The organism is Pseudomonas sp. Hp2 (assembly GCF_006386585.1).
Classification (GTDB): Bacteria; Pseudomonadota; Gammaproteobacteria; order Xanthomonadales; family Xanthomonadaceae; genus Pseudomonas_S; species Pseudomonas_S boreopolis.
The window spans coordinates 349,780-371,179 of the sequence record NZ_VAHJ01000001.1; the positions used below are offsets into that span (position 1 = coordinate 349,780).

Here is a 21,400-nt window from a genome sequence, read left to right on the forward strand (position 1 = left end):
AGATTCTAAGCCCTGAAGGGGTCAGGGCGCGGTTCATCGCCGGCTCATTCGCCGCGCTCCAGGCGGGCGATCTCCTCGGCACGGGCGGCCAGGATCAGCGCGGCGGCGCGCTTGGCGGTCATGCCCTCGATCCCGAACTCGACGATCTCGTCGGCGGCCAGGTCCGACAGGTCCTCGCTGGTGCGCACGCCGTGCGCGGCCAGGGCGAAGGCGGTGGCCTCGTCCATGCCCTCCAGCGCCAGCAGGTCGTCGGCCGGCTGCTGCTCGTCCAGCCCCTCCTCCTCGGCCAGCGCGGCATTGAGCAGCGCGTCGCGGGCGCGGGCGCGCAGCTCCTCGACGATGTCCTCGTCGAAGCCCTCCACCGCCAGCAGCTCGCCGACCGGGACGTAGGCGATTTCCTCGACCGTGTTGAAGCCCTCGGACACCAGGATGCCGGCGATCTCCTCGTCGACCTCCAGCTTGTCCATGAACAGCTGGCGCGCGGCCGCCTGCTCGGCTTCCGACTTGGCGGCGACCTGGTCGGCGGTCATCACGTTGAGCTGCCAGCCGGTCAGGCGGCTGGCGAGGCGCACGTTCTGGCCGCCCTTGCCGATCGCCTGGGCTAGCCGGTCCTCGGCCACGGCCAGGTCCATCGAATGCTTCTCTTCGTCGACGATGATCGACTGCACCTCCGCCGGCGCCATCGCGTTGATGACGAAGTTGGCTGGGTTCTCGTTCCACAGCACGATGTCCACGCGCTCGCCGTTGAGCTCGTTGGAGACCGCCTGGACGCGCGAGCCGCGCATGCCGATGCAGGCGCCGATCGGATCGGTGCGGTTGTCGTGCGCGATCACGGCGATCTTGGCGCGGTCGCCCGGATCGCGCGCGCAGGCCTTGATCTCGACCAGCCCCTGGCCGACTTCCGGCACCTCGAGCTTGAACAGCTCGATCATGAATTCGGGAGCGGCGCGGCTGATGAACAGCTGCGGGCCGCGCGGCTCGGAGCGCACCTCGGCCAGGTAGCCGCGCACGCGGTCGCCGGCGCGCAGCACATCGCGCGGGATGCCCTTGTCCTTGGGGATGAAGGCTTCGGCGTTGCCGCCCAGGTCGACGTAGATGTTGCCGCGCTCCACGCGCTTGACCACGCCGGTGACCAGCTCGCCCACGCGGTCCTTCCAGGCGTCTACGACCTGCTGGCGCTCGGCCTCGCGCACGCGCTGCACGATCACCTGCTTGGCGGCCTGCGCGGCGATGCGCCCGAAGTCCGGGTTCTCGATCTGCTCCTCGATGTAGTCGCCGACCTCGACGCCGTCGGCCTCATCGATCGCGTCCATCAGGCGGATCTGCCGGTCGGGCGACTCCATCACCACGTCGTCGGCCACCACTTCCCACCGGCGGAAGGTCTCGTAGCTGCCATCCTTCTGGTCGATGCTCACGCGCGTGAGCACGTCCTGGTCCACGTAGCGCTTCTTCGCCGCCGACGCCAGCGCCGCCTCGATCGCCTCGAAGATGACTTCGCGCGGGACGCCCTTCTCGTTGGCGACCGCGTCCACTACCAGCAAAAGTTCCTTGCTCATCTGATCACTCCGCGCGCGGCTTGCCGGCCGCCGACTCGTTGGATGGTTTCTTCTTGGCCTGGCCCGCCTTCTTCGGGCCCGGCTTGTTCGGTTTCTGCGGCGCCAGCCCCAGGGCGACCCAGTCGGGGACGATCCGCGCCTTGTCGATGTTGTCGAAAGCGACCGCCATCTCGCTACCGTCGACGTCGAAGACGACCTGGCCGGCCGCCGCCTCGACGCGGACGATCGTCCCCTGCAGGCGCCTGCGGTTGTCCTGCGGCAGCTTCAGGCCGACCTTCGCCGATTCGCCGACATGGCGGGCGAACTGGTCCAGCGTGAACAGCGGGCGGTCGACGCCCGGCGAGGACACTTCCAGCGTGTAGTTGCCGCTGATCGGGTCTTCCACGTCCAACTGCGCCGAAACCTCGCGGCTCACCCGCTCGCAGTCGTCGATGTTCACCACCCGCTCGGGCTGCTCCGCCAACGGAACGTCGATGTACAGGCGCAAGGTCGCGCTGCCGGGTGCGGGGAGGTATTCCGCGCCCAGCAGCTCGAGCCCCAGGGCCTGCACCGTGGGAGCCAGCATATTCGCGATTTCGGTTGCCTTGTCGCTCACAGCCACCTGATCCAGTCTGACTAGCGAGGCCCCGGAAAAACATGAGCCCCGGAAACAACAAGGGGCCCAATGGGCCCCTTGCGCGAAAAAATCCAACCTCGGAGGGTTGGCGCAAAGACGGGAACAAGCGTCTTTGCGATTCCAAGGACATTCGCCGCAAAGGCAACGAACCGAAACTTGGTAGCGGGGGCAGGATTTGAACCTGCGACCTTCGGGTTATGAGCCCGACGAGCTGCCAGACTGCTCCACCCCGCAGCAGAAGCGGAATTATGAGGGAACCGGGAAAACATTGCAAGCCCTGTTCACTCGATCGATGATCGGCCGAAGCACGTCCACCGAGGCGGTCAATGATAACCGCTGTATTCCGATTAAGGAATACGAACAACCCAATCCATCGCCGCGGCCTCCATGCGAACGGAGGCCGCGGGCGCAGAACGACCGATCAGGCCAGCCCGGCGAAGGCGCGCTGGCACCACACCATGATCGGGTTCCAGGCCAGGCCCAGCGCCAGCAGGGCCAGCGAATTGACGCCCAGCACGATCCCCAGCACGCGGTCGTTGTTGGCCGGGAGCGGCTCGCCGACCGGCTCGTCGAAGTACATGACCTTGATCACGCGCAGGTAGTAGTAGGCACCGATCACGGCGCTGACCACGCCCAGGATCGCCAGCCACAGCATGTCGCCGTGCACCGCCGCGCCGAGCACCGCCAGCTTGGTCCAGAAGCCCAGGAACGGCGGGATGCCGGCCAGCGATGCCATGATGCAGAGCACCAGGCCGGCCATCCACGGGTTGCGCGCGTTCAGCCCCTTGAAGTCGTCGATGTTCTCGGCCTCGAAGCCGCTGCGCGACAGCGCGATGATCGCGCCGAAGGACGCGGTGGACATGATCGCGTAGCTCACCGCATAGAACATCGCCGCCGCGTAGCCGCGCTCGTCCCCGCCGGCCACGCCCATCAGCAGGAAGCCGATGTGCGAAACGGTCGAGTACGCCAGCATGCGCTTGAGGTTGCTCTGCGCGATCGCCATCAGGTTGCCGATCACCAGCGACGCCGCCGCCAGGCCGCCGATCAGCAGGTGCCACTGCTGCGACAGCGGGCCGACGCCCACCTCGAGCAGCCGGTAGGCCATGCCGAACGCCGCCAGCTTCGGCGCCGAGCTGATGAACAGCGCGATCGGCGCCGGCGCGCCCTGGTAGACGTCCGGCAGCCACATGTGGAACGGCGCGGCGCCGAGCTTGAAGGCCACGCCGGCGATCATGAAGATCGTGCCGGTCAGCAGCAGGGTCTTCTCGGACGAACCGTCGATCGCCTCGTGGATGCCGGCCAGGCTCAGCGTGCCGGTGGCTCCGTAGATCAGCGACATGCCGTACAGCAGCAGGCCCGAGGCCAGCGAGCCCAGCACGATGTACTTCATCGCCGCCTCGGTCGCCAGCGCGTTGTCGCGGTTGGAGGCGACCAGCGCGTAGGAGCACAGCGCCAGCAGCTCCAGGCCCAGGTACACCATCAGCAGGCTGCCGGCCGAGACCAGGATCATCATGCCCGAGGTGGCGAACAGCACCAGCACCGGTATCTCGCCCTGGAACAGGTTGCGCTCGCGCAGGTAGCTCCAGCCGTAGACGAGCGTCAGGCCGCTGACCAGCACGATCACGGCCTTCATCACGTCCGCGGCGGTATCGCGCACGAACATGCCGTGAAAGACCTCCCCCTGCCCCCCGGTACCGGTGGCCAGCATGGCCAACACGATGGCCAGGATGGCCACCGAGATCACGTGCGTGACCGCCTTGTGTCGCTGGCTCACGAACAGGTCGATCATCAGCAGCGCGAAGGCGCCGGCGACGAGCACCAGCTCGGGGGCCAGGGGTGCCAGATCAGCGGTGGTCAACGACAAGGGCGTTGGCGTGGTCATCATCAAATCCTGGAATCAAGTCTTGCAACGGCCGTTCAGAGCTTGCTCGCGGCGATCTGCGTGGCGAGCTTGGCGATCGACGGCTCCATCAGATCGGTCAGCGGCTTCGGATACAGGCCCAGGGCCAGCACGCCGGCGGCGAACACGCCGAGCACGAACGCCTCGCGGCCGTTGATGTCCTTCAACTCGGCGACGTGGGCATTGGCCACCTCGCCGAAGAACACGCGCTTGTACAGCCACAGCGTGTACGCGGCGGTGATCACCAGCGTGGTCGCCGCGCCGAAGGCGACGAACGGGTGCTTCTGGAAGCTGGCCAGGATCACCATGAACTCGCCGACGAAGCCGCTGGTGCCCGGCAGGCCCGCGTTGGCCATGAAGAACAGCATGGCGAAGGTGGCGAACCACGGCATCACGTTGACCACGCCGCCGTAGTCGGCGATGCGGCGGGTATGCATGCGGTCGTACAGCACGCCGATGCAGGAGAACATCGCGCCGGACACGAAGCCGTGCGAGATCATCTGCACCATCGCGCCCTGCAGGCCCAGGCGAGCGGCATCGACGCTGCCGTAGTCGCGCACCAGGGTGAAGGCGATGAACGTGCCCAGGGTGACGAAGCCCATGTGCGCGACCGACGAGTACGCCACCAGCTTCTTCATGTCGTCCTGCACCAGCGCGACCAGGCCGACGTAGATCACCGCGACCAGCGACAGCGCGATCACCAGCCAGGCCCATTCGTGGCTGGCGTCCGGCACGATCGGCAGGTTGAAGCGCAGGAAGCCGTAGCCGCCGATCTTCAGCGCGATCGCGGCCAGGATCACCGAACCGGCGGTCGGCGCCTCCACGTGCGCGTCGGGCAGCCAGGTATGCACCGGGAACATCGGCACCTTGACCGCGAAGGCGATCAGGAACGCGAAGAATATCCAGGTCTGCTCCCTGGCGGTCAGCTGCAGCGCGTAGAGGTCGTGCAGCTGGAAGCTGCCGCCCTTCAGGTACAGGTAGATCAGCGCCACCAGCATCAGCACCGAGCCGAGGAAGGTGTACAGGAAGAACTTGATCGCCGCGTAGATGCGGCGCGGGCCGCCCCAGACGCCGATGATCAGGAACATCGGGATCAGCATCGCCTCGAAGAACACGTAGAACAGCATCGCGTCGGTCGCCGCGAAGATGCCCACGGTCACGCCTTCCAGGATCAGGAACGCGGCCACGTACTGGTTGACCCGCTTCTCGATCGCGCTCCACGCGCCGATCAGCGCCAGCACCGTCACCAGCGTGGTCAGCAGGATCAGCGCCACCGCGATCCCGTCCACGCCCAGGTTGTAGCCGATGTCGTAGGCCGGGATCCACGCGTGCTGCTCGACGAACTGCAGGGCGTCGTTGCCGGTGTCGTATCCGCTCAGCAACGGCAGGCTGAGCAGGAACGTCACCACGGCGACCAGCAGCGACGCCCAGCGGGCGGCCTGCGCATTGCGCAGTGCGAGGATCAGGGCACCGCCGACGATCGGCAGCCAGATCAGGACAGACAGTAAGGGCCAGTTCGACACGTCTTCTTATTCCGTACAGGTCAACGCCAGTAATGCATCAGTACCGCCAGCAGAGCGATCAGACCGATGATCATCGCGAAGGCGTAGTGGTAGAGGAAACCGGATTGCGTGCGGCGCAGCAGGTTCGCCGCCAGGTCGACCAGGCGCGCCGAGCCGTTCACCGCGGCGCCGTCCACGACGTAGGTGTCGATGGCGCGCGAGACCTTGCCCAGCTTGACGCCGCCGCCGGCGAAACCGCCGATCCAGAGCTTGTCGAAGCCGTACTTGTTCTCGAGGATGCGCACCGGCAGCGAGAAGGCCTCGCGCGCCTTGGCGGCCAGCTCCGGCTTCCACAGGTACATCAGCGCCGCCAGCAGGAAGCCGGCCACCGTCAGGAAGAACGGCCACGCGGTCAGGCCATGCAGGGCGAAGGCGACCGGGCCGTGGAACTCCTCGGCCAGCGCGCCGACCGTGTCGCGCGCCGGATCGTAGAAGTCGACGATGCCGGTGAAGAACGACACGGCCTGGCCCTTGATCGCCTCGGCGGCGTGGTGGCCGGCCCAGTCGGTGCCGAACAGCATCGGGCCGATCGAGAAGAAGCCGACCGCGATCGACGGGATCGCCAGCAGGACCAGCGGCAGGGTCACCACCCAGGGCGACTCGTGCGGCTCGTGGGCGCCGTGGTGGCCATGATCGTCGTGGGCGTGGTGGTCGTCGTGGGCGTGGGCGCCATGACCATGCGCATGGTCGTCATGCGCGTCGCGGAAGCGCTCCTTGCCGTGGAAGGTCAGGAACAGCAGGCGGAAGCTGTAGAAGCTGGTCACCAGCACGCCGCCGAGCACCGCCCAGTAGCCGTAGTTCGCCACCCAGCTGTGCGCCTCGTGGGCGTGGTGGGCGGCCGCCTCGATGATGGTGTCCTTCGAGTAGAAACCCGAGAAGAACGGCGTGCCCACCAACGCCAGCGTACCGATCACGCTGGTGATGTAGGTGATGGGCATGTACTTGCGCAGGCCGCCCATCTTGCGCATGTCCTGCTCGTGGTGCATGCCGATGATCACCGAACCGGCGGCGAGGAACAGCAGCGCCTTGAAGAAGGCATGGGTCATCAGGTGGAACACCGCCGCCGAGTACGCCGACACGCCCAGCGCCACGGTCATGTAGCCCAGCTGCGACAGGGTCGAGTACGCGACCACGCGCTTGATGTCGTTCTGCACGATGCCGATCAGGCCGGTGAAGAACGCGGTGGTGGCGCCGACGAACAGCACGAAGTCCAGCGCTGCCTGCGACAGCTCGAACAGCGGCGACATGCGCGCGACCATGAAGATGCCGGCGGTCACCATCGTCGCGGCGTGGATCAGCGCCGAGATCGGGGTCGGGCCTTCCATCGAGTCCGGCAGCCACACGTGCAGCGGGACCTGCGCCGACTTGCCCATCGCGCCGATGAACAGGCAGATGCAGATCAGGGTCATCACGCTCCAGGTATGGCCCTCGAACAGCTGCACCTGGGCGCCGGCCAGCAGCGGCGCGTTGGCGAACACCACCGAGTAGTCCAGCGAGCCGAACCACAGCAGCACGCCGGCGATGCCGAGGATGAAGCCGAAGTCGCCGACGCGGTTGACCAGGAACGCCTTCATGTTGGCGAACACCGCGGTCGGGCGCTTGAACCAGAAGCCGATCAGCAGGTACGACACCAGGCCCACCGCTTCCCAGCCGAAGAACAGCTGCAGGAAGTTGTTGCTCATCACCAGGGTGAGCATCGAGAAGGTGAACAGCGAGATGTAGCTGAAGAAGCGCTGGTAACCCGGGTCGTCGGCCATGTAGCCGATGGTGTACACGTGCACCAGCAGCGACACGAAGGTCACCACGACCATCATCATCGCGGTCAGGCGGTCGACCATGAAGCCGACGTGGGCGGAGTAGTTGCCGACCTCGAAGAAGGTGTAGACGTTCTGGTTGAACGGCACCGCGCCCTGCCCGACCAGCTGGTACAGCGTCCAGCACGACAGCGCGCAGCTGACGGCGACGCCGAGGATGGTGACGAGCTGCGCGCCCTTGCGCCCCACCTGCCGGCCCAGCAGGCCCGCGATGATGCTGCCCAGCAGCGGCGCAAGCACCACGGCGATCAGCAGATTCTTGGAGAGAGTGATTTCCATCTACGGCTCAGCCCTTCAGCGAATCGACTTCGGCCACATTGATCGTGCGGCGGGTACGGAACAGGGTGGTCAGGATCGCCAGACCGATCGCGGCCTCGGCGGCCGCCACGGTCAGGATGAAGAACACGAACAACTGGCCGGCCGGATCGCCCATCTGGCGGGAGAAGGCGATGAAGTTGATGTTGACCGACAGCAGCAGCAGCTCGATCGACATCAACAGCACGATGATGTTCTTGCGGTTCAGGAAGATGCCGGCCAGGCTGATGCAGAACAGCACCGCGCCCAGCGCGAGCAGGTGGCCCAGGGTGATCACGACTTAGCCTCCTGTGCTTCGGCATTGGAACCGGACGACGCGGCCGGCTTCTTCTCGACGGGCATCTTGACCATGCGCAGGCGGTCGCCGGCCTTCACCCGGGTCTGCGCACCGGCGTCCTGGGTCTTCACGCCCTCGCGCTTGCGCAGGGTCAGCATCACCGCGGCGATCACCGCCACGGTCAGGATGACGGCGGCGAACTCGAACGGCAGCAGGAACTCGGTGAACAGGCTGTGCGCCAGCCACTTCAGGTTGGACACGTCGGCGGCCTGGGCGGCGGCGTTGTCGGCCGGCAGCGGCGTGGCCGAACGCGCCTTGACCCCGATCAGGGTGATCATCTGCACGAGCATCGCCACCGCCACGACCGCGCCGACCGGCAGGTACTTCACCCAGCCCTCGCGCAGGCGGCTGGTATCGATGTCCAGCATCATCACCACGAACAGGAACAGCACCATCACCGCGCCGACGTAGACCAGCACCAGCGTGACGCCCAGGAACTCGGCGCCGACCAGCAGCCACACGCAGGCGATGGAGAAGAACGTCAGGATCAGGCACAGCACGGCGTACACGGGGTTGCGCACGCTGATCACCGCGCCCGCGGCGACGACCGCGATGGCGGAGAAGGCCCAGAAAGCGATATTGACCCAGTCCATCATGACCTCAGCGGAAGGCGGCGTCGGCGGCGCGACGCTCGGCGATCTCGGCCTCGAGCCGATCACCCAGCGCCAGCAGCTGCGGCTTGGAAACGATGTTCTCGCCACGCTTCTCGAAGTGGTACTCGAGAATGTGGGTCTCCACGATCGAATCGACCGGGCAGCTCTCCTCGCAGAAGCCGCAGAAGATGCACTTGAACAGGTCGATGTCGTAGCGCGTGGTGCGGCGGGTGCCGTCCTCGCGCTTGGCCGAGTCGATGGTGATCGCCAGCGCCGGGCACACCGCCTCGCACAGCTTGCAGGCGATGCAGCGCTCCTCGCCGTTCGGATAGCGGCGCAGCGCGTGCAGGCCGCGGAAGCGCGGCGACTGCGGGAACTTCTCCATCGGGTACAGCACGGTGTACTTCGGCTTGAAGGTGTACTTCAGCGTCAGCCACAGGCCGCCGATCAGCTCGAGGAGCAGCAGGCTCTTGAAGTAGTGGGTGATCTTGTTCATCGAAATCAAACGCCCTTCTGGATCACGCCGTAGAACACCATCAGCGCCGTGACCGCGATCCACACGATGGTCAACGGAATGAACACCTTCCAGCCCAGGCGCATGATCTGGTCGTAGCGGTAGCGCGGGAAGCTGGCGCGGAACCAGATGTACGCGCTGGCGAAGAACAGCACCTTCAGCAGCAGCCACGGCCAGCCGCCGGTCCAGATCCAGTTGACCCACGGCGACACGTCCGCCGCGACCCAGCCCTGGATCGGGCTCAACCAGCCGCCGAGGAAGAAGATCGAGATCAGGAAGCTGACCAAGATCATGTTGGCGTACTCGGCCAGGAAGAACAGCGCGAACGCGCCGCCGGAGTACTCGACCATGTGGCCGGCCACGATTTCCGATTCGCCTTCCACCACGTCGAACGGCGCGCGGTTGGTCTCGGCCACGCCGGACACCCAGTACACGACGAACAGCGGCAGCAGCGGGATCAGGAACCAGTCGAGGAAGCCGGAACTGCCGGCTTGCGCCATCACGATCTCGCTCAGGTTCGCGCTCTGCGCGGCGATCATCACGCCGACCAGGGCGAAGCCCATCGCGATCTCGTAGCTGACCACCTGCGCGGCCGAGCGCATCGCGCCGAGGAAGGCGTACTTCGAGTTCGAGGCCCAGCCGGCGAGGATGATGCCGTACACGCCCAGCGAGGTCATCGCCAGCAGGTACAGCAGGCCGACGTTGGCGTTGGACAGCACCACCTTCGCGTCGAACGGCACCACCGACCAGGCCGCGAACGCCGGCGCGAGCACGATCAGCGGGGCGATCACGTACAGCGCCTTGTGCGCGCTGCTCGGCTGGATGACTTCCTTGAACAACAGCTTGAAGACGTCCGCGAAGGCCTGGAAGATGCCCATGCCGACGTACATCGGCCCGTGGCGCACGTGCATCCAGCCGATCAGCTTGCGCTCCCAGACCACGTAGAAGGCGACCGCGATGATCACCGGCACGGCGATCAGCAGGATCTTCAGCACGATCCACAGGATCGCGCCGATGGTGCCCAGTCCCAGGAACCACTGGTGCAGCGGGTCCACCGCGTTCAACAGCATCTCGTTCATGCAGCCACCACCGTTACGCGACCGGCGCCGATCGGCGCGGTAGCGCCGTGGCCCGACTCAATCCAGACCGTCCCGGCCGCCACGCGCGCGTCGACGACGACCGGCAAGGTGGCATGCCCGGTGGCGGTGCCGACCTTGACTACCTGCCCTTCCCGCACCTGCAGCCGCGCGGCCTCGTCGGGATGCAGGGCGACATGCGGCGCCACGTTCAGCGGATGCGACTGCAGCGCCTGGGCGCGGCGCACCACGGCATCGGTGCGGTAGATCGCCGCCGTCGCCGCCACTTCCAGGCCCTCGCCCGCCACGGACGGCTGGGCCGAGGCCTTCGGCGCCACGTCGCGCTGCTGCATGCCTGCACGCAGGCCGGCCAGGTCGGTGAAATCGAAACCGGCCAGGCCCAGCTCGCCGCCGAGCGCACGCAGCACGCGCCAGCCCTCGCGGGCCTCGCCCGGCAGCTTGCCGGCGGCACGCGTGGTTTGCGCACGGCCGTCGAGGTTGACCAGGGTGCCCTCGATTTCCGGCAACGCGCCGATCGGCAGGATCACGTCGGCCACGTCGCGGGTCGAGGCGCAGGCGAACTGGCTGAACGCCACCACCTTGGCACCGGCCAGCGCCTTGCGCGCGGCCGCGGTGTCGGCGAAGTCCAGGCCGGGCTCGATGCCGTAGATCACGTAGGCCTGGCGCGGCTGGGCCAGCATGGCCGAGGCGTCGAGGCCGGTCGGCAGCACGCCCTGGGCGCCCAGGCCGAGGCTGTTCGGGCCCTGCGGGATGCGGCACAGCGCGGCGCCGGTCGCGGCGGCGAAGTCGGCCACGGCCTTGCGCAGCGTGGCGGCCTGCGGATGGTTCTCGACCAGCCCGCCGACGATCACCACCGCACGCGTGCCGGCCTTGACCGCATCGCGCAGCGCGCCGTCTTCCAGCGCGGCGGCGTAGCCCGAGGGGGCCACGATCTTCTTGCCGGCCTGCGCGAAGGCGAAGTCGAAGTCGACCGGATTGACCGAGTGGATCCTGGCGCCGTGCTTGGTCTGCGCCTTGCGCAGGCGGGCATGCAGCAGCGGCAGCTCGTGGCGGACGTTGCTGCCGACCAGGACGATCACGTCGGCCTGCTCGATCTCGGCCAGCGGCATCGCGAACGGCTGGGCGATGGCGGCGTCGGAGAAGTCGCGGTTGTAGATGCGATGGTCCAGGTTGCCGGTGCCCAGGCCCTCGGCCAGGCGGGCCAGCAGCGCGCCCTCCTCGTTAGAGGTGGCCGGGTGCGCCAGCACGCCGAGCGCGTCGCCGCGGTGGGCCTTGAGGATCTCGGTGGCCGCGGCCAGGCCTTCGGCCCAGCTCACTTCCTGCCATTCGCCGTTGACCTTCTTCAGCGGCTTGAGCGCGCGGTCGGCGCTGTACAGCCCCTGGTGCGAATAGCGGTCGCGGTCGGACAACCAGCACTCGTTGACGGCTTCGTTGTCGCGCGGCACCGCGCGCAGCACTTCGCCGCGGCGCACGTGCAGGAACAGGTTCGAGCCCATCGCGTCGTGGTAGCCCAGCGATTCGCGCGCCTGCAGCTCCCACGGACGGGCGCGGAACTGGAACACCTTGTTGGTCAGCGCGCCGACCGGGCAGACGTCGATCACGTTGCCGGACAGCTCGGTGGTCAGCGGCTTGCCGTCGTAGGTGCCGATCTGCAGGTTCTCGCCGCGGTACATGCCGCCCAGCTCGTAGGTGCCGGCCACTTCCGCGGTGAAGCGCACGCAGCGCGTGCACTGGATGCAGCGGGTCATCTCGGTGGCGACCAGCGGGCCCAGGTCCTCGTCGGGGACCACGCGCTTGCGCTCGTTGAAGCGGCTGACCGAGCGGCCGTAGCCGAGCGAGACGTCCTGCAGCTCGCACTCGCCGCCCTGGTCGCAGATCGGGCAGTCCAGCGGGTGGTTGATCAGCAGGAACTCCATCACCGAACGCTGGTACTTCAGCGCCTTGTCGCTGCGGGTGAAGACCTTCATGCCGTCCATCACCGGCGTCGCGCACGCCGGCGACGGCTTCGGCGACTTCTCCACGTCGACCAGGCACATGCGGCAGTTGGCCGCGATCGCCAGCTTGTCGTGGTAGCAGAAGCGCGGGATCGGGATCCCGGCCTTGTCGGCGGCCTGGATGATCATCGAGCCCTTCGGCACGACCAGGCTCTGCCCATCGATCTCGATGGTGACGTGATCCGGCGGCACGTTTGGATTTACCGGTTGCGCGCTCATGCGGCAGCAGCCTCCACCTTCTTGCCGTCAACCATCGAATGACCGTTGACGATGTAGTACTCGAATTCGTCCCAGAACTGGCGCAGGAAACCCTGGATCGGCCAGGCCGCGGCCTCGCCGAAGGCGCAGATCGTGTGACCCTCGATCTGGCCGGCCACGGCACGCAGCTGGTGCAGGTCTTCCATCGTGGCCTTGCCGGCGACGATGCGCTCCAGCACCCGGTGCATCCAGCCGGTGCCTTCGCGGCACGGCGTGCACTGGCCGCACGATTCCTTGTGGAAGAACTGGCTGATGCGGCAGGCGAACTTGACGCAGCAGACGCTGTCGTCGAGCACCACGATCGCGCCGGAACCCAGGCCGGTGCCGAGCGCGCGCAGGGTGTCGTAGTCCATCTGCAGGCCCTTGAGCTGCTCGGCCTTCAGCACCGGCATCGACACGCCGCCCGGGATCGCCCCCTTCAGCTTGCGGCCCGGACGCAGGCCGCCGGCCATCTCCAGCAGCTCGTCGAAGGTCGTGCCCAGCGGCACCTCGAAGTTGCCGCCCTTCTGCACGCAGCCGGAGACCGAGAAGATCTTGGGGCCGCCATTGGCGGTCTTGCTCAGGCCCTTGAACCACTCCGGGCCGTTGCGGATGATCGCCGGCACCGAGGCGTAGGTCTCGGTGTTGTTGATCGTCGAGGGCTTGCCGTACAGGCCGAAGTTGGCCGGGAACGGCGGCTTGTAGCGCGGCTGGCCCTTCTTGCCTTCCAGCGACTCCATCAGCGCGGTTTCCTCGCCGCAGATGTAGGCGCCGGCGCCGAGCGCGCCGTAGATGTCGATGTCCACGCCCGAGCCCAGCACGTTCTTGCCCAGCCAGCCGTGCTTGTAGGCATCGGCCAGGGCCTGCTCGAAGTGCTCGAACGGCTCGTGGTGGAACTCGCCGCGCAGGTAGTTGTAGCCCACGGTCGAGCCGGTGGCGTAGCAGGCGATCGCCATGCCCTCCACCACCGAGTGCGGGTTGTAGCGCAGGATGTCGCGGTCCTTGCAGGTACCCGGCTCGGACTCGTCCGAGTTGCACAGGATGTACTTCTGCATGTCGCCCTTGGGCATGAAGGACCACTTCAGCCCGGTCGGGAAGCCCGCGCCGCCGCGGCCTCGCAGGCCGGACTGCTTGACCATCTCGATCACGTCGGCCGGCGGGATCTTCTCCTCGAGGATCTTGCGCAGCGCGGCGTAGCCGCCGGTCTTCAGGTAGTTCTCGTACGACCACGGGGTGTCGTAGTGCAGCGTGGTGTAGACCACCTGGTGCGGCTGCGGCGCCGGGCCGACCGGCCCATGGGATTCGTGGTGATGTGCCATGCCGTTACTCCAGCCCGTCCAGCAGCTCGTCGACCTTCTGCTTGGTCAGGCGCTCGTGGTAATGGCCGTTGATGACCATCATCGGCGCACCGGCGCAGCCGGCCAGGCATTCTTCTTCGCGCTTGAGGTAGACGCGCCCGTCGGCGGTGGACTGGCCCAGCTTGCAGCCGAGCTTCTTCTCGGCATGCGCGACCAGTTCCTCGGCGCCGTTGAGCCAGCAGCTGATGTTGGTGCAGAAGGCGACGTTGTTGCGGCCGACCTTCTCGGTCTCGAACATCGAGTAGAAGCTGGCGACCTCGTAGGCCCACACCGGCGGGATGTCCAGGTACTTGGCGACGCCGGCGATCAGCTCGTCGGTCAGCCAGCCCTGGTTCTGCTCCTGCGCGGCATGCAGGCCCTGCAGCACCGCCGAACGCTTGCGGTCCGGCGGGAACTTGGCGAGCCAGTGGTCGATGTGCGCCCGCGTCTTGTCGCTGAGCACCACCATCGGATCGACGTCGCGCGCCGCCTCGAAATTACCCGTCGCCTTCATCGGTCGACCTCACCGAAAACCAAATCGTAAGTACCGATCATCGCCACCACGTCGGCCAGCATGTAGCCGCGCACCACCGCGTCCATCGACGACAGGTGCACGAAGCCCGGCGCGCGCAGGTGCACGCGGAACGGCTTGTTGGCGCCGTCGGAGACCAGGTAGCAGCCGAACTCGCCCTTCGGGGCTTCCACGGCGCAGTAGGTCTCGCCGGCCGGCACGCAATAGCCTTCGCTGAACAGCTTGAAGTGGTGGATCAGCGCTTCCATGTCGTCCTTCATGTCCTCGCGCGCGGGCGGAGCGACCTTGAAGTTCTTGACCATGACCGGGCCGGGGTTGGCCTTCAGCCACTGGACGCACTGCTTGATGATGCGGTTGGACTCGCGCATCTCGGCCACGCGACAGAGGTAGCGGTCGTAGCAATCGCCCTGGGTGCCGAGCGGGATGTCGAAATCGACCGCGTCGTACTTGGCGTACGGCTGCTTCTTGCGCAGGTCCCAGGCGATGCCCGAGCCGCGCAGCATCACGCCGGTCATGCCCCAGGCCTTGGCCAGCTCGGGCTCGACCACGCCGACGCCGACGGTGCGCTGCTTCCAGATGCGATTGTCGGTCAGCAGCGTCTCGTACTCGTCGACGCGCTTGGGGAACTCGTTGGTGAAGTTCTCCAGGAAGTCCAGCATCGAGCCTTCGCGGGCGGCATTGAGCTTCTTCAGCGCATTGCCCTTGTGCCAGCGCGACTCCTTGTACTTCGGCATGCGGTCCGGCAGGTCGCGGTAGACGCCGCCCGGACGGTAGTAGGTGGCGTGCATGCGCGCGCCGCTGACCGCCTCGTAGACGTCCATCAGCTCCTCGCGCTCGCGGAACGCGTAGAGCATCACCGCCATCGCGCCCAGGTCGAGCGCGTTCGACCCGACCCACATCAGGTGGTTCAGGATGCGGGTGATCTCGTCGAACATCGTGCGGATGTACTGCGCGCGCTCCGGCGCCTCGATGCCCATCAGGGTCTCGATCGCGCGCACGTAGGCGTGCTCGTTGCACATCATCGACACGTAGTCCAGCCGGTCCATGTAGCCGATCGACTGGTTGAACGGCTTGGTCTCGGCCAGCTTCTCGGTACCGCGGTGCAGCAGGCCGATGTGCGGGTCGGCGCGGACCACGGTCTCGCCGTCCATTTCCAGGATCAGGCGCAGCACGCCGTGCGCGGCGGGGTGCTGCGGACCGAAGTTCATCGTGTAGTTGCGGATTTCCTGCTTGCTCTGCGCAGGCGTCGCGAAGCCCTGGTGGGCCTGGTGGAACTCGCTCACTTGGCGGCCTCCGTCTGTGCGGACTCGCCGGCCGCGGTCTGGTAGCGCGCGTCGTCGCGGATCACGCGCGGCACGTTCACGCGCGGCTCGACCGAGGTCACCGGCTCGTAGATCACGCGCTTCTTCTCTTCGTCGTAGCGCACCTCGACGTTGCCGATCAGCGGGAAGTCCTTGCGGAACGGGTGGCCGACGAAGCCGTAGTCGGTGAGGATGCGGCGCAGGTCCGGATGGCCGGAGAAGACGATGCCGTACAGGTCGAACGCCTCGCGCTCGAACCAGTTCACGCCCGGCCAGACGTCGGTGACCGAGGCCACCACCGGCAACTCGTCGTTCGGCGCGTAGCAGCGCACGCGCAGCATCAGGTTGTGCTGGTAGGAACGCAGCTGCGCGACGACGGCGAAACGCTGCGCCGGCAGCACGTCGGGCTGCACGCCCTCGGCCGTCTCGCGCGAGGGGAACTCGCCCCAGGCGAAGCGGCCGACGGCCTTGCCCTCGACGCCGCGGCTGAATCCCTGCGACGACACGTCGCTGGTATCCCACTCGTCGCTGCCGTAGCCGAGATAGTCGACGCCGCACAGGTCGGACAGCTGCTCGAAACCGAACTCGTCGCGCAGCGCCAGGCAGGTGGCATGCCAGTCGGCCGCAGGCACTTCCAGCGTCACTTCGCCGCGCGGTTCGACCACGGTGACCCGGGCGCCGGCGAAGCGCGCACTGAGTCGGTCGGTGAAGGAGGATGCTTGCTCTGCCATGGGGGCTTGGCTGCTCTCTTTAAGGTAGAGGGATCAGCGCGCGATGGTCTGGGTTCGCCAGATCTTCTTCTGCAGCTGGAGGATGCCGTAGACCAGCGCCTCGGCCGTCGGCGGGCAGCCCGGCACGTAGACGTCGACCGGCACGATGCGGTCGCAGCCGCGCACCACGGAATACGAGTAGTGATAGTAGCCGCCGCCGTTGGCGCAGCTGCCCATCGAGATCACCCACTTGGGATCGGGCATCTGGTCGTACACCTTGCGCAGTGCCGGGGCCATCTTGTTGACCAGCGTGCCGGCCACGATCATCACGTCGGACTGACGCGGCGACGGGCGGAACACCACGCCGTAGCGGTCCAGGTCCAGGCGCGCCGCGCCGGCGTGCATCATCTCCACCGCGCAGCAGGCCAGGCCGAAGGTCATCGGCCACATCGAGCCGGTGCGCGCCCAGTTCAGCAGCGCGTCGACGCTGGTGGTCACGTAGCCCTTCTCGAGCAGCGGGTTCTCGCCTTCCGGGCGCAGGATGTCGTCGACCCGACCCTCGGGGATCGGATTGGTCATCAGACGATCGAGGGTCTGAATCACTCCCATTCCAGCGCTCCCTTCTTCCACACGTAGATAAAGCCAAGGAAAAGCATGCCGACGAACAGGCCCATGGTGACCAGCGAACGCGGGCCGATATCCATGAACACCTGGGTCCAGGGCACGATGAAGATGATTTCCAGGTCGAAGACGATGAACTGGATCGCGATCAGGTAGTAGCGCACGTCGAACTTCATGCGCGCGTCTTCGAAGGCCTCGAAACCGCACTCGTACGGCGAAAGCTTCTGCGCGTCGGGACGGCGGGGACCGAGGAAACTACCGATCAGCATCAGGGCGATGCCGATACCGGTGGCGACGACCAGGAACAGCAGACTCGGCAAATATTCGGCCAGCACGGCTTTTCTCTCTTGCCTCTGCCCGCACCAACCGCATGCGGGCATGGGGGATAAACGAACCCCCGCGTGCCGGCATCACCGACACGCACAGGACTCGCAGCCAAACATGGTGCCCAAGAGGGGACTCGAACCCCTACGACTTGCGTCGCTACCACCTCAAGGTAGTGCGTCTACCAATTCCGCCACCTGGGCTTACGTTGCGCACCCGTACTCAAGTGCGCAGCGTATTGTAACCGGCTTCAGTGTTTTTGTGATGGTTCTGAAGCGTTTTCTTCACTCTTCGCCGGCGCCTGCTGTGGCTGCTGGGCGGGAGTGGCGGCCGCCGGAGCCTGGGGCAGCGGCTGGGTCATCTCGCCGGCGGGCGCAGCCGGGACCGGCGTCGCGGCCTGCGACATCACGCCCAGGCCCTGGTCGGCCGGGCGCGAACCATGGCTGGCGTACCACGCCATGAACAGGCTGATGCCGAAGAACACCACGGCCAGCCACTTGGTGGACTTGGACAGGAAATTCGATGCACCCCGCGCGCCGAACACGGTACCGGAAGCGCCGGCGCCGAAACCCGAACCGGCGGCCGCGCCCGCGCCGCGCTGCATCAGGATCAGCGCGATCATCGCGATCGCCACCAGCACGTAGACCACATTGAGGATCAACATCAACATTTCGAATCCGTCCCGGACGAGACCTATTGGCTTATCTGTTCGCGGCCGCCCGCGCGATGGCCAGGAAATCCCCGGCGACCAGCGATGCTCCGCCCACCAGCCCGCCATCGATGTCCGGCTGCGAGAACAGCACGGCGGCGTTGTCGGGCTTCACGCTGCCGCCATACAGGATCGGCAACGAATCGGCAATTCTAGCATCATGCCGGCGCACTTCGCCACGAATGAAGGCGTGCATCCCCTGCGCCTGCTCCGGGCTGGCGCTGCGGCCGGTGCCGATGGCCCAGATCGGCTCGTAGGCGACCATGCCCCGGCCGATCCCCTCGGCCCCGACCAGCTCCAGCACCGGGCCCAGCTGCGCGGCGATCACCGCCTCGGCCTGCCCGGCCTCGCGCTGCTGCAGCGATTCGCCGACGCAGACGATCGGCACAAGCCCCGCGTTGAGCGCGGCCCGGAACTTGCGCGCAACCAGCTCGCTGTCCTCGTGGTAGTGCTCGCGCCGCTCGGAATGCCCGACCAGCCCGTAGGTCGCGCCGACATCCACCAGCATCGCCGCGGAGACCTCGCCGGTATAGGCGCCGACCTCGTTGCTGCTGACGTTCTGGGCGCCGAAGCCGACCGGGCGGCCCTCGAAGTCCTCGATCAGGTCGCCCAGGTAAGGCAGCGGCGGCAGGATGATCACCTCCACGCCCTCGATCGGCAGGCCGGCGGCGACTTCGCGGACCAGCTCGTGGGCGAAGGTGCGCGTGCCGTGCAACTTCCAGTTACCGGCGACGATCTTGCGGCGCTTGGACATCGAGACTCCTCGGGAACATGCCAAAGGTATAAGGATAATCTATCGACCGCTTCCGTCAGGTTATGGATGGACAGCGACGGGACATGCCGGACACGACAAGGGCCGGTCGATTGACCGGCCCTTGTCCCTGGTCGCCTGCCGCCGGACCGCCCTCCCGGCGCCGAGGAACCCCGTGCGACCGTGGATCCCGAGCCCGCCGGGCGCCGCCCGGCGCTACTTGAGCTTGATCTCGCGCAGGCGCTCCTCCAGGTACCCCTGCGCGGTGATCGGCTCCGGGTAGCGCTTGGGGTTGTCCGGGGTGATCGTCGAGGGCAGCACGTCGATCAGGAAATCCGGGTTCGGGTGCAGGAAGAACGGCACCGAATAGCGCGGCTTGCGCGCCTCCTCGCCCGGCGGGTTCACCACGCGGTGGGTGGTGGACGGGTACACGTGGTTGGTCAGGCGCTGCAGCATGTCGCCGATGTTGACCACGATGGTGTCCGCGTCCGAGGTGAACGGCACCCACTCGCCCTGCTTGGACTTCACTTCCAGGCCGGCGGCGCTGGCCCCGACCAGCAGGGTGATCAGGTTGATGTCCTCGTGCGCGCCGGCGCGCACGTTCGGGATGTCGTCGGCGGTGATCGGCGGGTAGTGGATCGGGCGCAGGATCGAATTGCCGTTGTCGGTCTTGTCGGCGAAGTAGTCCGCCGGCAGCCCGATGTGCAGGGCCAGGGCCGACAGCACCTTGGAGCCGAGCTTGTCCAGCGCCTGGTACAGGCCGTAGCCGGCCTCGCGGAAGCCCGGGACCTCGACCGGCCACAGGTTCGGCGGCATCACGTCGCGGTACTTGGAGTCGTCCGGGATCTCGCGCCCGATGTGCCAGAACTCCTTCAGGTCGAAGTGCTTGGAGTCCTTGGCCGTTTCGACGCCGAACGCGGTGTAGCCGCGCGCGCCGCCGCCGCCCGGCACGTGGTACTTCTTCTTGACTTCCTCCGGCAGCGCGAAGAACGCCTTGAACGCCTCGTAGGCGCGATCGATCTCGGCCTGCGGGATGCCGTGGTTGCGGATGCCGGCGAAGCCCCATTCGCGGTACGCGGCGCCCAGCTCCGCGACGAAGGCGTCGCGGTCGCTTTCGAAGCGGGTGATGTCGAGGGTGGGAATGCGGGAACTCATCGTCTTGACTCCAGGAAGGTGGCCGGCGCGCATGGGCGGCCTGGCGGGGAACGGTTCAGGCCGCCGCGGCCTGGCGCACCGCGGCCGAGAGGCGGTCGAGCGTGGACTGCATCAACGCTTCGTCGCCGGCCTCGACGGTGACCCGCACCACCGGCTCGGTGCCGGACGGGCGCAGGAACGCGCGGCCACGCCCCTGCACCGCCGCCTGCGCCTGCTGCAGCGCGTGCTGCACGCCGGCATCGGCGACGGCCGCCTTGGCATTGGCGCCCTCGAGGCGGACGTTGACGGTTTTCTGCGGCACCTTCTGCAGGCCCGACAACGCCTGGCGCAGCGAGACGCCGTCGCGGCGCAGCACCTCCAGCACCTGCAGCGCGCTGACGATGCCGTCGCCGGTGGTGGCGCGGTCCAGGCACAGCACGTGGCCGGAGGTCTCGCCGCCCAGCACGCCCTGCCCTTCGACCAGCGCCTGGTGCACGTAGCGGTCGCCGACGTTGACCCGCTTGAACGGGATGTCCAGGCCGGCCAGGGCCTTCTCCAGGCCGTAGTTGGTCATCAGCGTGCCGACCACCGCGCCCTTCAGGCGGCCGCTGGCCTGCCAGGCGCGCGCCAGCACGTACAGCAGGTCGTCGCCGTCGACCGGGTTGCCCTGGTCGTCGGCCATCAGCACGCGGTCGCCGTCGCCGTCGAAGGCGATGCCGAGATCGGCGCCGACCTCGCGCACCTTGAGGGCGAGGTTGTCGATGTGGGTCGAGCCCACGCCGGCGTTGATGTTCAGCCCATCGGGCGCGGCGCCAATCACGGTCACCTCGGCGCCAAGTTCGCGGAACAGCATCGGCGCGATGTGGTAGGTGGCCCCGTGCGCGCAATCGAGCACCATGCGGATGCCGCGCAAGTCGAAGCCGCGCGGCACGCTGGCCTTGCAGAACTCGATGTAGCGCCCGATCGCGTCGCGCGCGCGCGCGGCCTTGCCGAGGCCTTCGGACTCGACGGTGAAGAACGGCTCGTCCAGCGCGGCCTCGATCGCCGCCTCGGTGGCGTCGTCGAGCTTCTCGCCGTCGGCGGAGAAGAACTTGATGCCGTTGTCGTAGTGCGGATTGTGCGAGGCGCTGATGACGATGCCGGCATCGGCCTGCAAGGTGTTCGTCAGGAACGCCACCGCCGGGGTCGGCATCGGCCCGATCAGCTGCACGTCGGCGCCGGCGGCGACCAGCCCGGCCTCCAGCGCGGCCTCGAACATGTAGCCGGAAATGCGCGTGTCCTTGCCGATCAGCACCATCGGCCGCTTGCCGCCGGCGCGCTTCTGCCCGAGCACGCGGCCGAGCGCATTGCCCAGGCGCAGCACGAAATCGGCCGAGATCGGCCCCTGCCCGACCCGGCCGCGGATGCCGTCGGTGCCGAAGTACTTGCGGGCGCTCATGGGAAAGC

The 21,400-nt window shown here is 67.2% G+C and carries 20 protein-coding genes and 2 tRNA genes; all 22 read right to left on the minus strand.

Features of this window, described 5'->3' with window-relative positions; translation table 11 throughout:
• Positions 1–44: 44 nt before the first annotated feature.
• The 22 genes from nusA to glmM all read right to left on the minus strand — a co-directional run bounded on the left by nusA (position 45) and on the right by glmM (position 21,392).
• Entirely contained in the window at positions 45–1,556 is a 1,512-nt protein-coding gene (gene nusA, locus FD678_RS01440) for a transcription termination factor NusA (RefSeq protein WP_140718823.1), read from the minus strand.
• Positions 1,557–1,560: 4 nt separating this feature from the next.
• Positions 1,561–2,151 carry a ribosome maturation factor RimP gene (gene rimP / locus FD678_RS01445; protein WP_140718824.1) on the minus strand — a complete coding sequence of 197 codons (591 nt, stop codon included), beginning with the start codon at positions 2,149–2,151 and terminating at the stop codon, positions 1,561–1,563.
• A gap of 178 nt (positions 2,152–2,329) precedes the next feature.
• Positions 2,330–2,406: transfer RNA gene (locus tag FD678_RS01450), tRNA-Met, on the minus strand.
• A gap of 187 nt (positions 2,407–2,593) precedes the next feature.
• Positions 2,594–4,054 carry an NADH-quinone oxidoreductase subunit NuoN gene (gene nuoN, locus FD678_RS01455; RefSeq protein WP_140718825.1) on the minus strand — a complete coding sequence of 487 codons (1,461 nt, stop codon included), beginning with the start codon at positions 4,052–4,054 and terminating at the stop codon, positions 2,594–2,596.
• Between the two features lie 35 nt (positions 4,055–4,089).
• Positions 4,090–5,595: an NADH-quinone oxidoreductase subunit M gene (locus tag FD678_RS01460; RefSeq protein WP_140718826.1), complete on the minus strand. Its 1,506-nt coding sequence runs from the start codon at positions 5,593–5,595 to the stop codon at positions 4,090–4,092.
• A gap of 20 nt (positions 5,596–5,615) precedes the next feature.
• Positions 5,616–7,727, minus strand: a complete 2,112-nt coding sequence (nuoL, locus tag FD678_RS01465; protein WP_140718827.1) for an NADH-quinone oxidoreductase subunit L — start codon at positions 7,725–7,727, stop codon at positions 5,616–5,618.
• A gap of 7 nt (positions 7,728–7,734) precedes the next feature.
• A complete protein-coding gene (gene nuoK, locus FD678_RS01470) occupies positions 7,735–8,040 on the minus strand; it encodes an NADH-quinone oxidoreductase subunit NuoK (protein ID WP_140718828.1) in 306 nt (101 codons plus the stop codon).
• On the minus strand, positions 8,037–8,693 hold the full coding sequence (locus FD678_RS01475; protein WP_140718829.1) for an NADH-quinone oxidoreductase subunit J: 657 nt from the start codon (positions 8,691–8,693) through the stop codon (positions 8,037–8,039). The genes nuoK and FD678_RS01475 overlap by 4 nt, the downstream gene beginning before the upstream one ends.
• A 7-nt stretch (positions 8,694–8,700) precedes the next feature.
• Positions 8,701–9,189: an NADH-quinone oxidoreductase subunit NuoI gene (gene nuoI / locus FD678_RS01480; RefSeq protein WP_140718830.1), complete on the minus strand. Its 489-nt coding sequence runs from the start codon at positions 9,187–9,189 to the stop codon at positions 8,701–8,703.
• A 5-nt stretch (positions 9,190–9,194) separates the two neighbouring features.
• Positions 9,195–10,286 (minus strand): NADH-quinone oxidoreductase subunit NuoH, encoded by a 1,092-nt coding sequence (gene nuoH, locus FD678_RS01485; protein ID WP_140718831.1) that lies wholly within the window; start codon positions 10,284–10,286, stop codon positions 9,195–9,197.
• On the minus strand, positions 10,283–12,517 hold the full coding sequence (gene nuoG / locus FD678_RS01490; protein ID WP_140718832.1) for an NADH-quinone oxidoreductase subunit NuoG: 2,235 nt from the start codon (positions 12,515–12,517) through the stop codon (positions 10,283–10,285). The genes nuoH and nuoG overlap by 4 nt, the downstream gene beginning before the upstream one ends.
• Positions 12,514–13,854, minus strand: a complete 1,341-nt coding sequence (gene nuoF / locus FD678_RS01495) for an NADH-quinone oxidoreductase subunit NuoF (RefSeq protein WP_140718833.1) — start codon at positions 13,852–13,854, stop codon at positions 12,514–12,516. The genes nuoG and nuoF overlap by 4 nt, the downstream gene beginning before the upstream one ends.
• A gap of 4 nt (positions 13,855–13,858) precedes the next feature.
• A complete protein-coding gene (gene nuoE, locus FD678_RS01500) occupies positions 13,859–14,386 on the minus strand; it encodes an NADH-quinone oxidoreductase subunit NuoE (RefSeq protein WP_140718834.1) in 528 nt (175 codons plus the stop codon).
• The gene (locus FD678_RS01505) at positions 14,383–15,687 is read right to left on the minus strand and encodes an NADH-quinone oxidoreductase subunit D (protein WP_140718835.1); all 1,305 of its coding nucleotides are present in this window, start codon (positions 15,685–15,687) and stop codon (positions 14,383–14,385) included. Before FD678_RS01505 ends, nuoE begins: the two co-directional genes overlap by 4 nt.
• Positions 15,684–16,436, minus strand: coding sequence for an NADH-quinone oxidoreductase subunit C (locus FD678_RS01510; protein ID WP_140718836.1), 753 nt, complete (start codon positions 16,434–16,436; stop codon positions 15,684–15,686). Before FD678_RS01510 ends, FD678_RS01505 begins: the two co-directional genes overlap by 4 nt.
• 33 nt (positions 16,437–16,469) lie before the next feature.
• Entirely contained in the window at positions 16,470–16,994 is a 525-nt protein-coding gene (locus tag FD678_RS01515) for an NADH-quinone oxidoreductase subunit NuoB (RefSeq protein WP_017912133.1), read from the minus strand.
• 20 nt (positions 16,995–17,014) lie between these two features.
• Entirely contained in the window at positions 17,015–17,371 is a 357-nt protein-coding gene (locus FD678_RS01520) for an NADH-quinone oxidoreductase subunit A (RefSeq protein ID WP_140718837.1), read from the minus strand.
• Positions 17,372–17,478: 107 nt separating this feature from the next.
• Positions 17,479–17,563 (minus strand) — tRNA-Leu (locus FD678_RS01525).
• Positions 17,564–17,610: 47 nt separating this feature from the next.
• Positions 17,611–18,024, minus strand: coding sequence for a preprotein translocase subunit SecG (secG, locus tag FD678_RS01530; protein ID WP_218569426.1), 414 nt, complete (start codon positions 18,022–18,024; stop codon positions 17,611–17,613).
• A gap of 37 nt (positions 18,025–18,061) precedes the next feature.
• The gene (gene tpiA, locus FD678_RS01535) at positions 18,062–18,823 is read right to left on the minus strand and encodes a triose-phosphate isomerase (protein WP_140718839.1); all 762 of its coding nucleotides are present in this window, start codon (positions 18,821–18,823) and stop codon (positions 18,062–18,064) included.
• A 213-nt stretch (positions 18,824–19,036) separates the two neighbouring features.
• On the minus strand, positions 19,037–19,975 hold the full coding sequence (locus tag FD678_RS01540; protein ID WP_140718840.1) for an isopenicillin N synthase family dioxygenase: 939 nt from the start codon (positions 19,973–19,975) through the stop codon (positions 19,037–19,039).
• Between the two features lie 55 nt (positions 19,976–20,030).
• Positions 20,031–21,392, minus strand: coding sequence for a phosphoglucosamine mutase (glmM, locus tag FD678_RS01545; RefSeq protein ID WP_140718841.1), 1,362 nt, complete (start codon positions 21,390–21,392; stop codon positions 20,031–20,033).
• Positions 21,393–21,400: the final 8 nt, after the last annotated feature.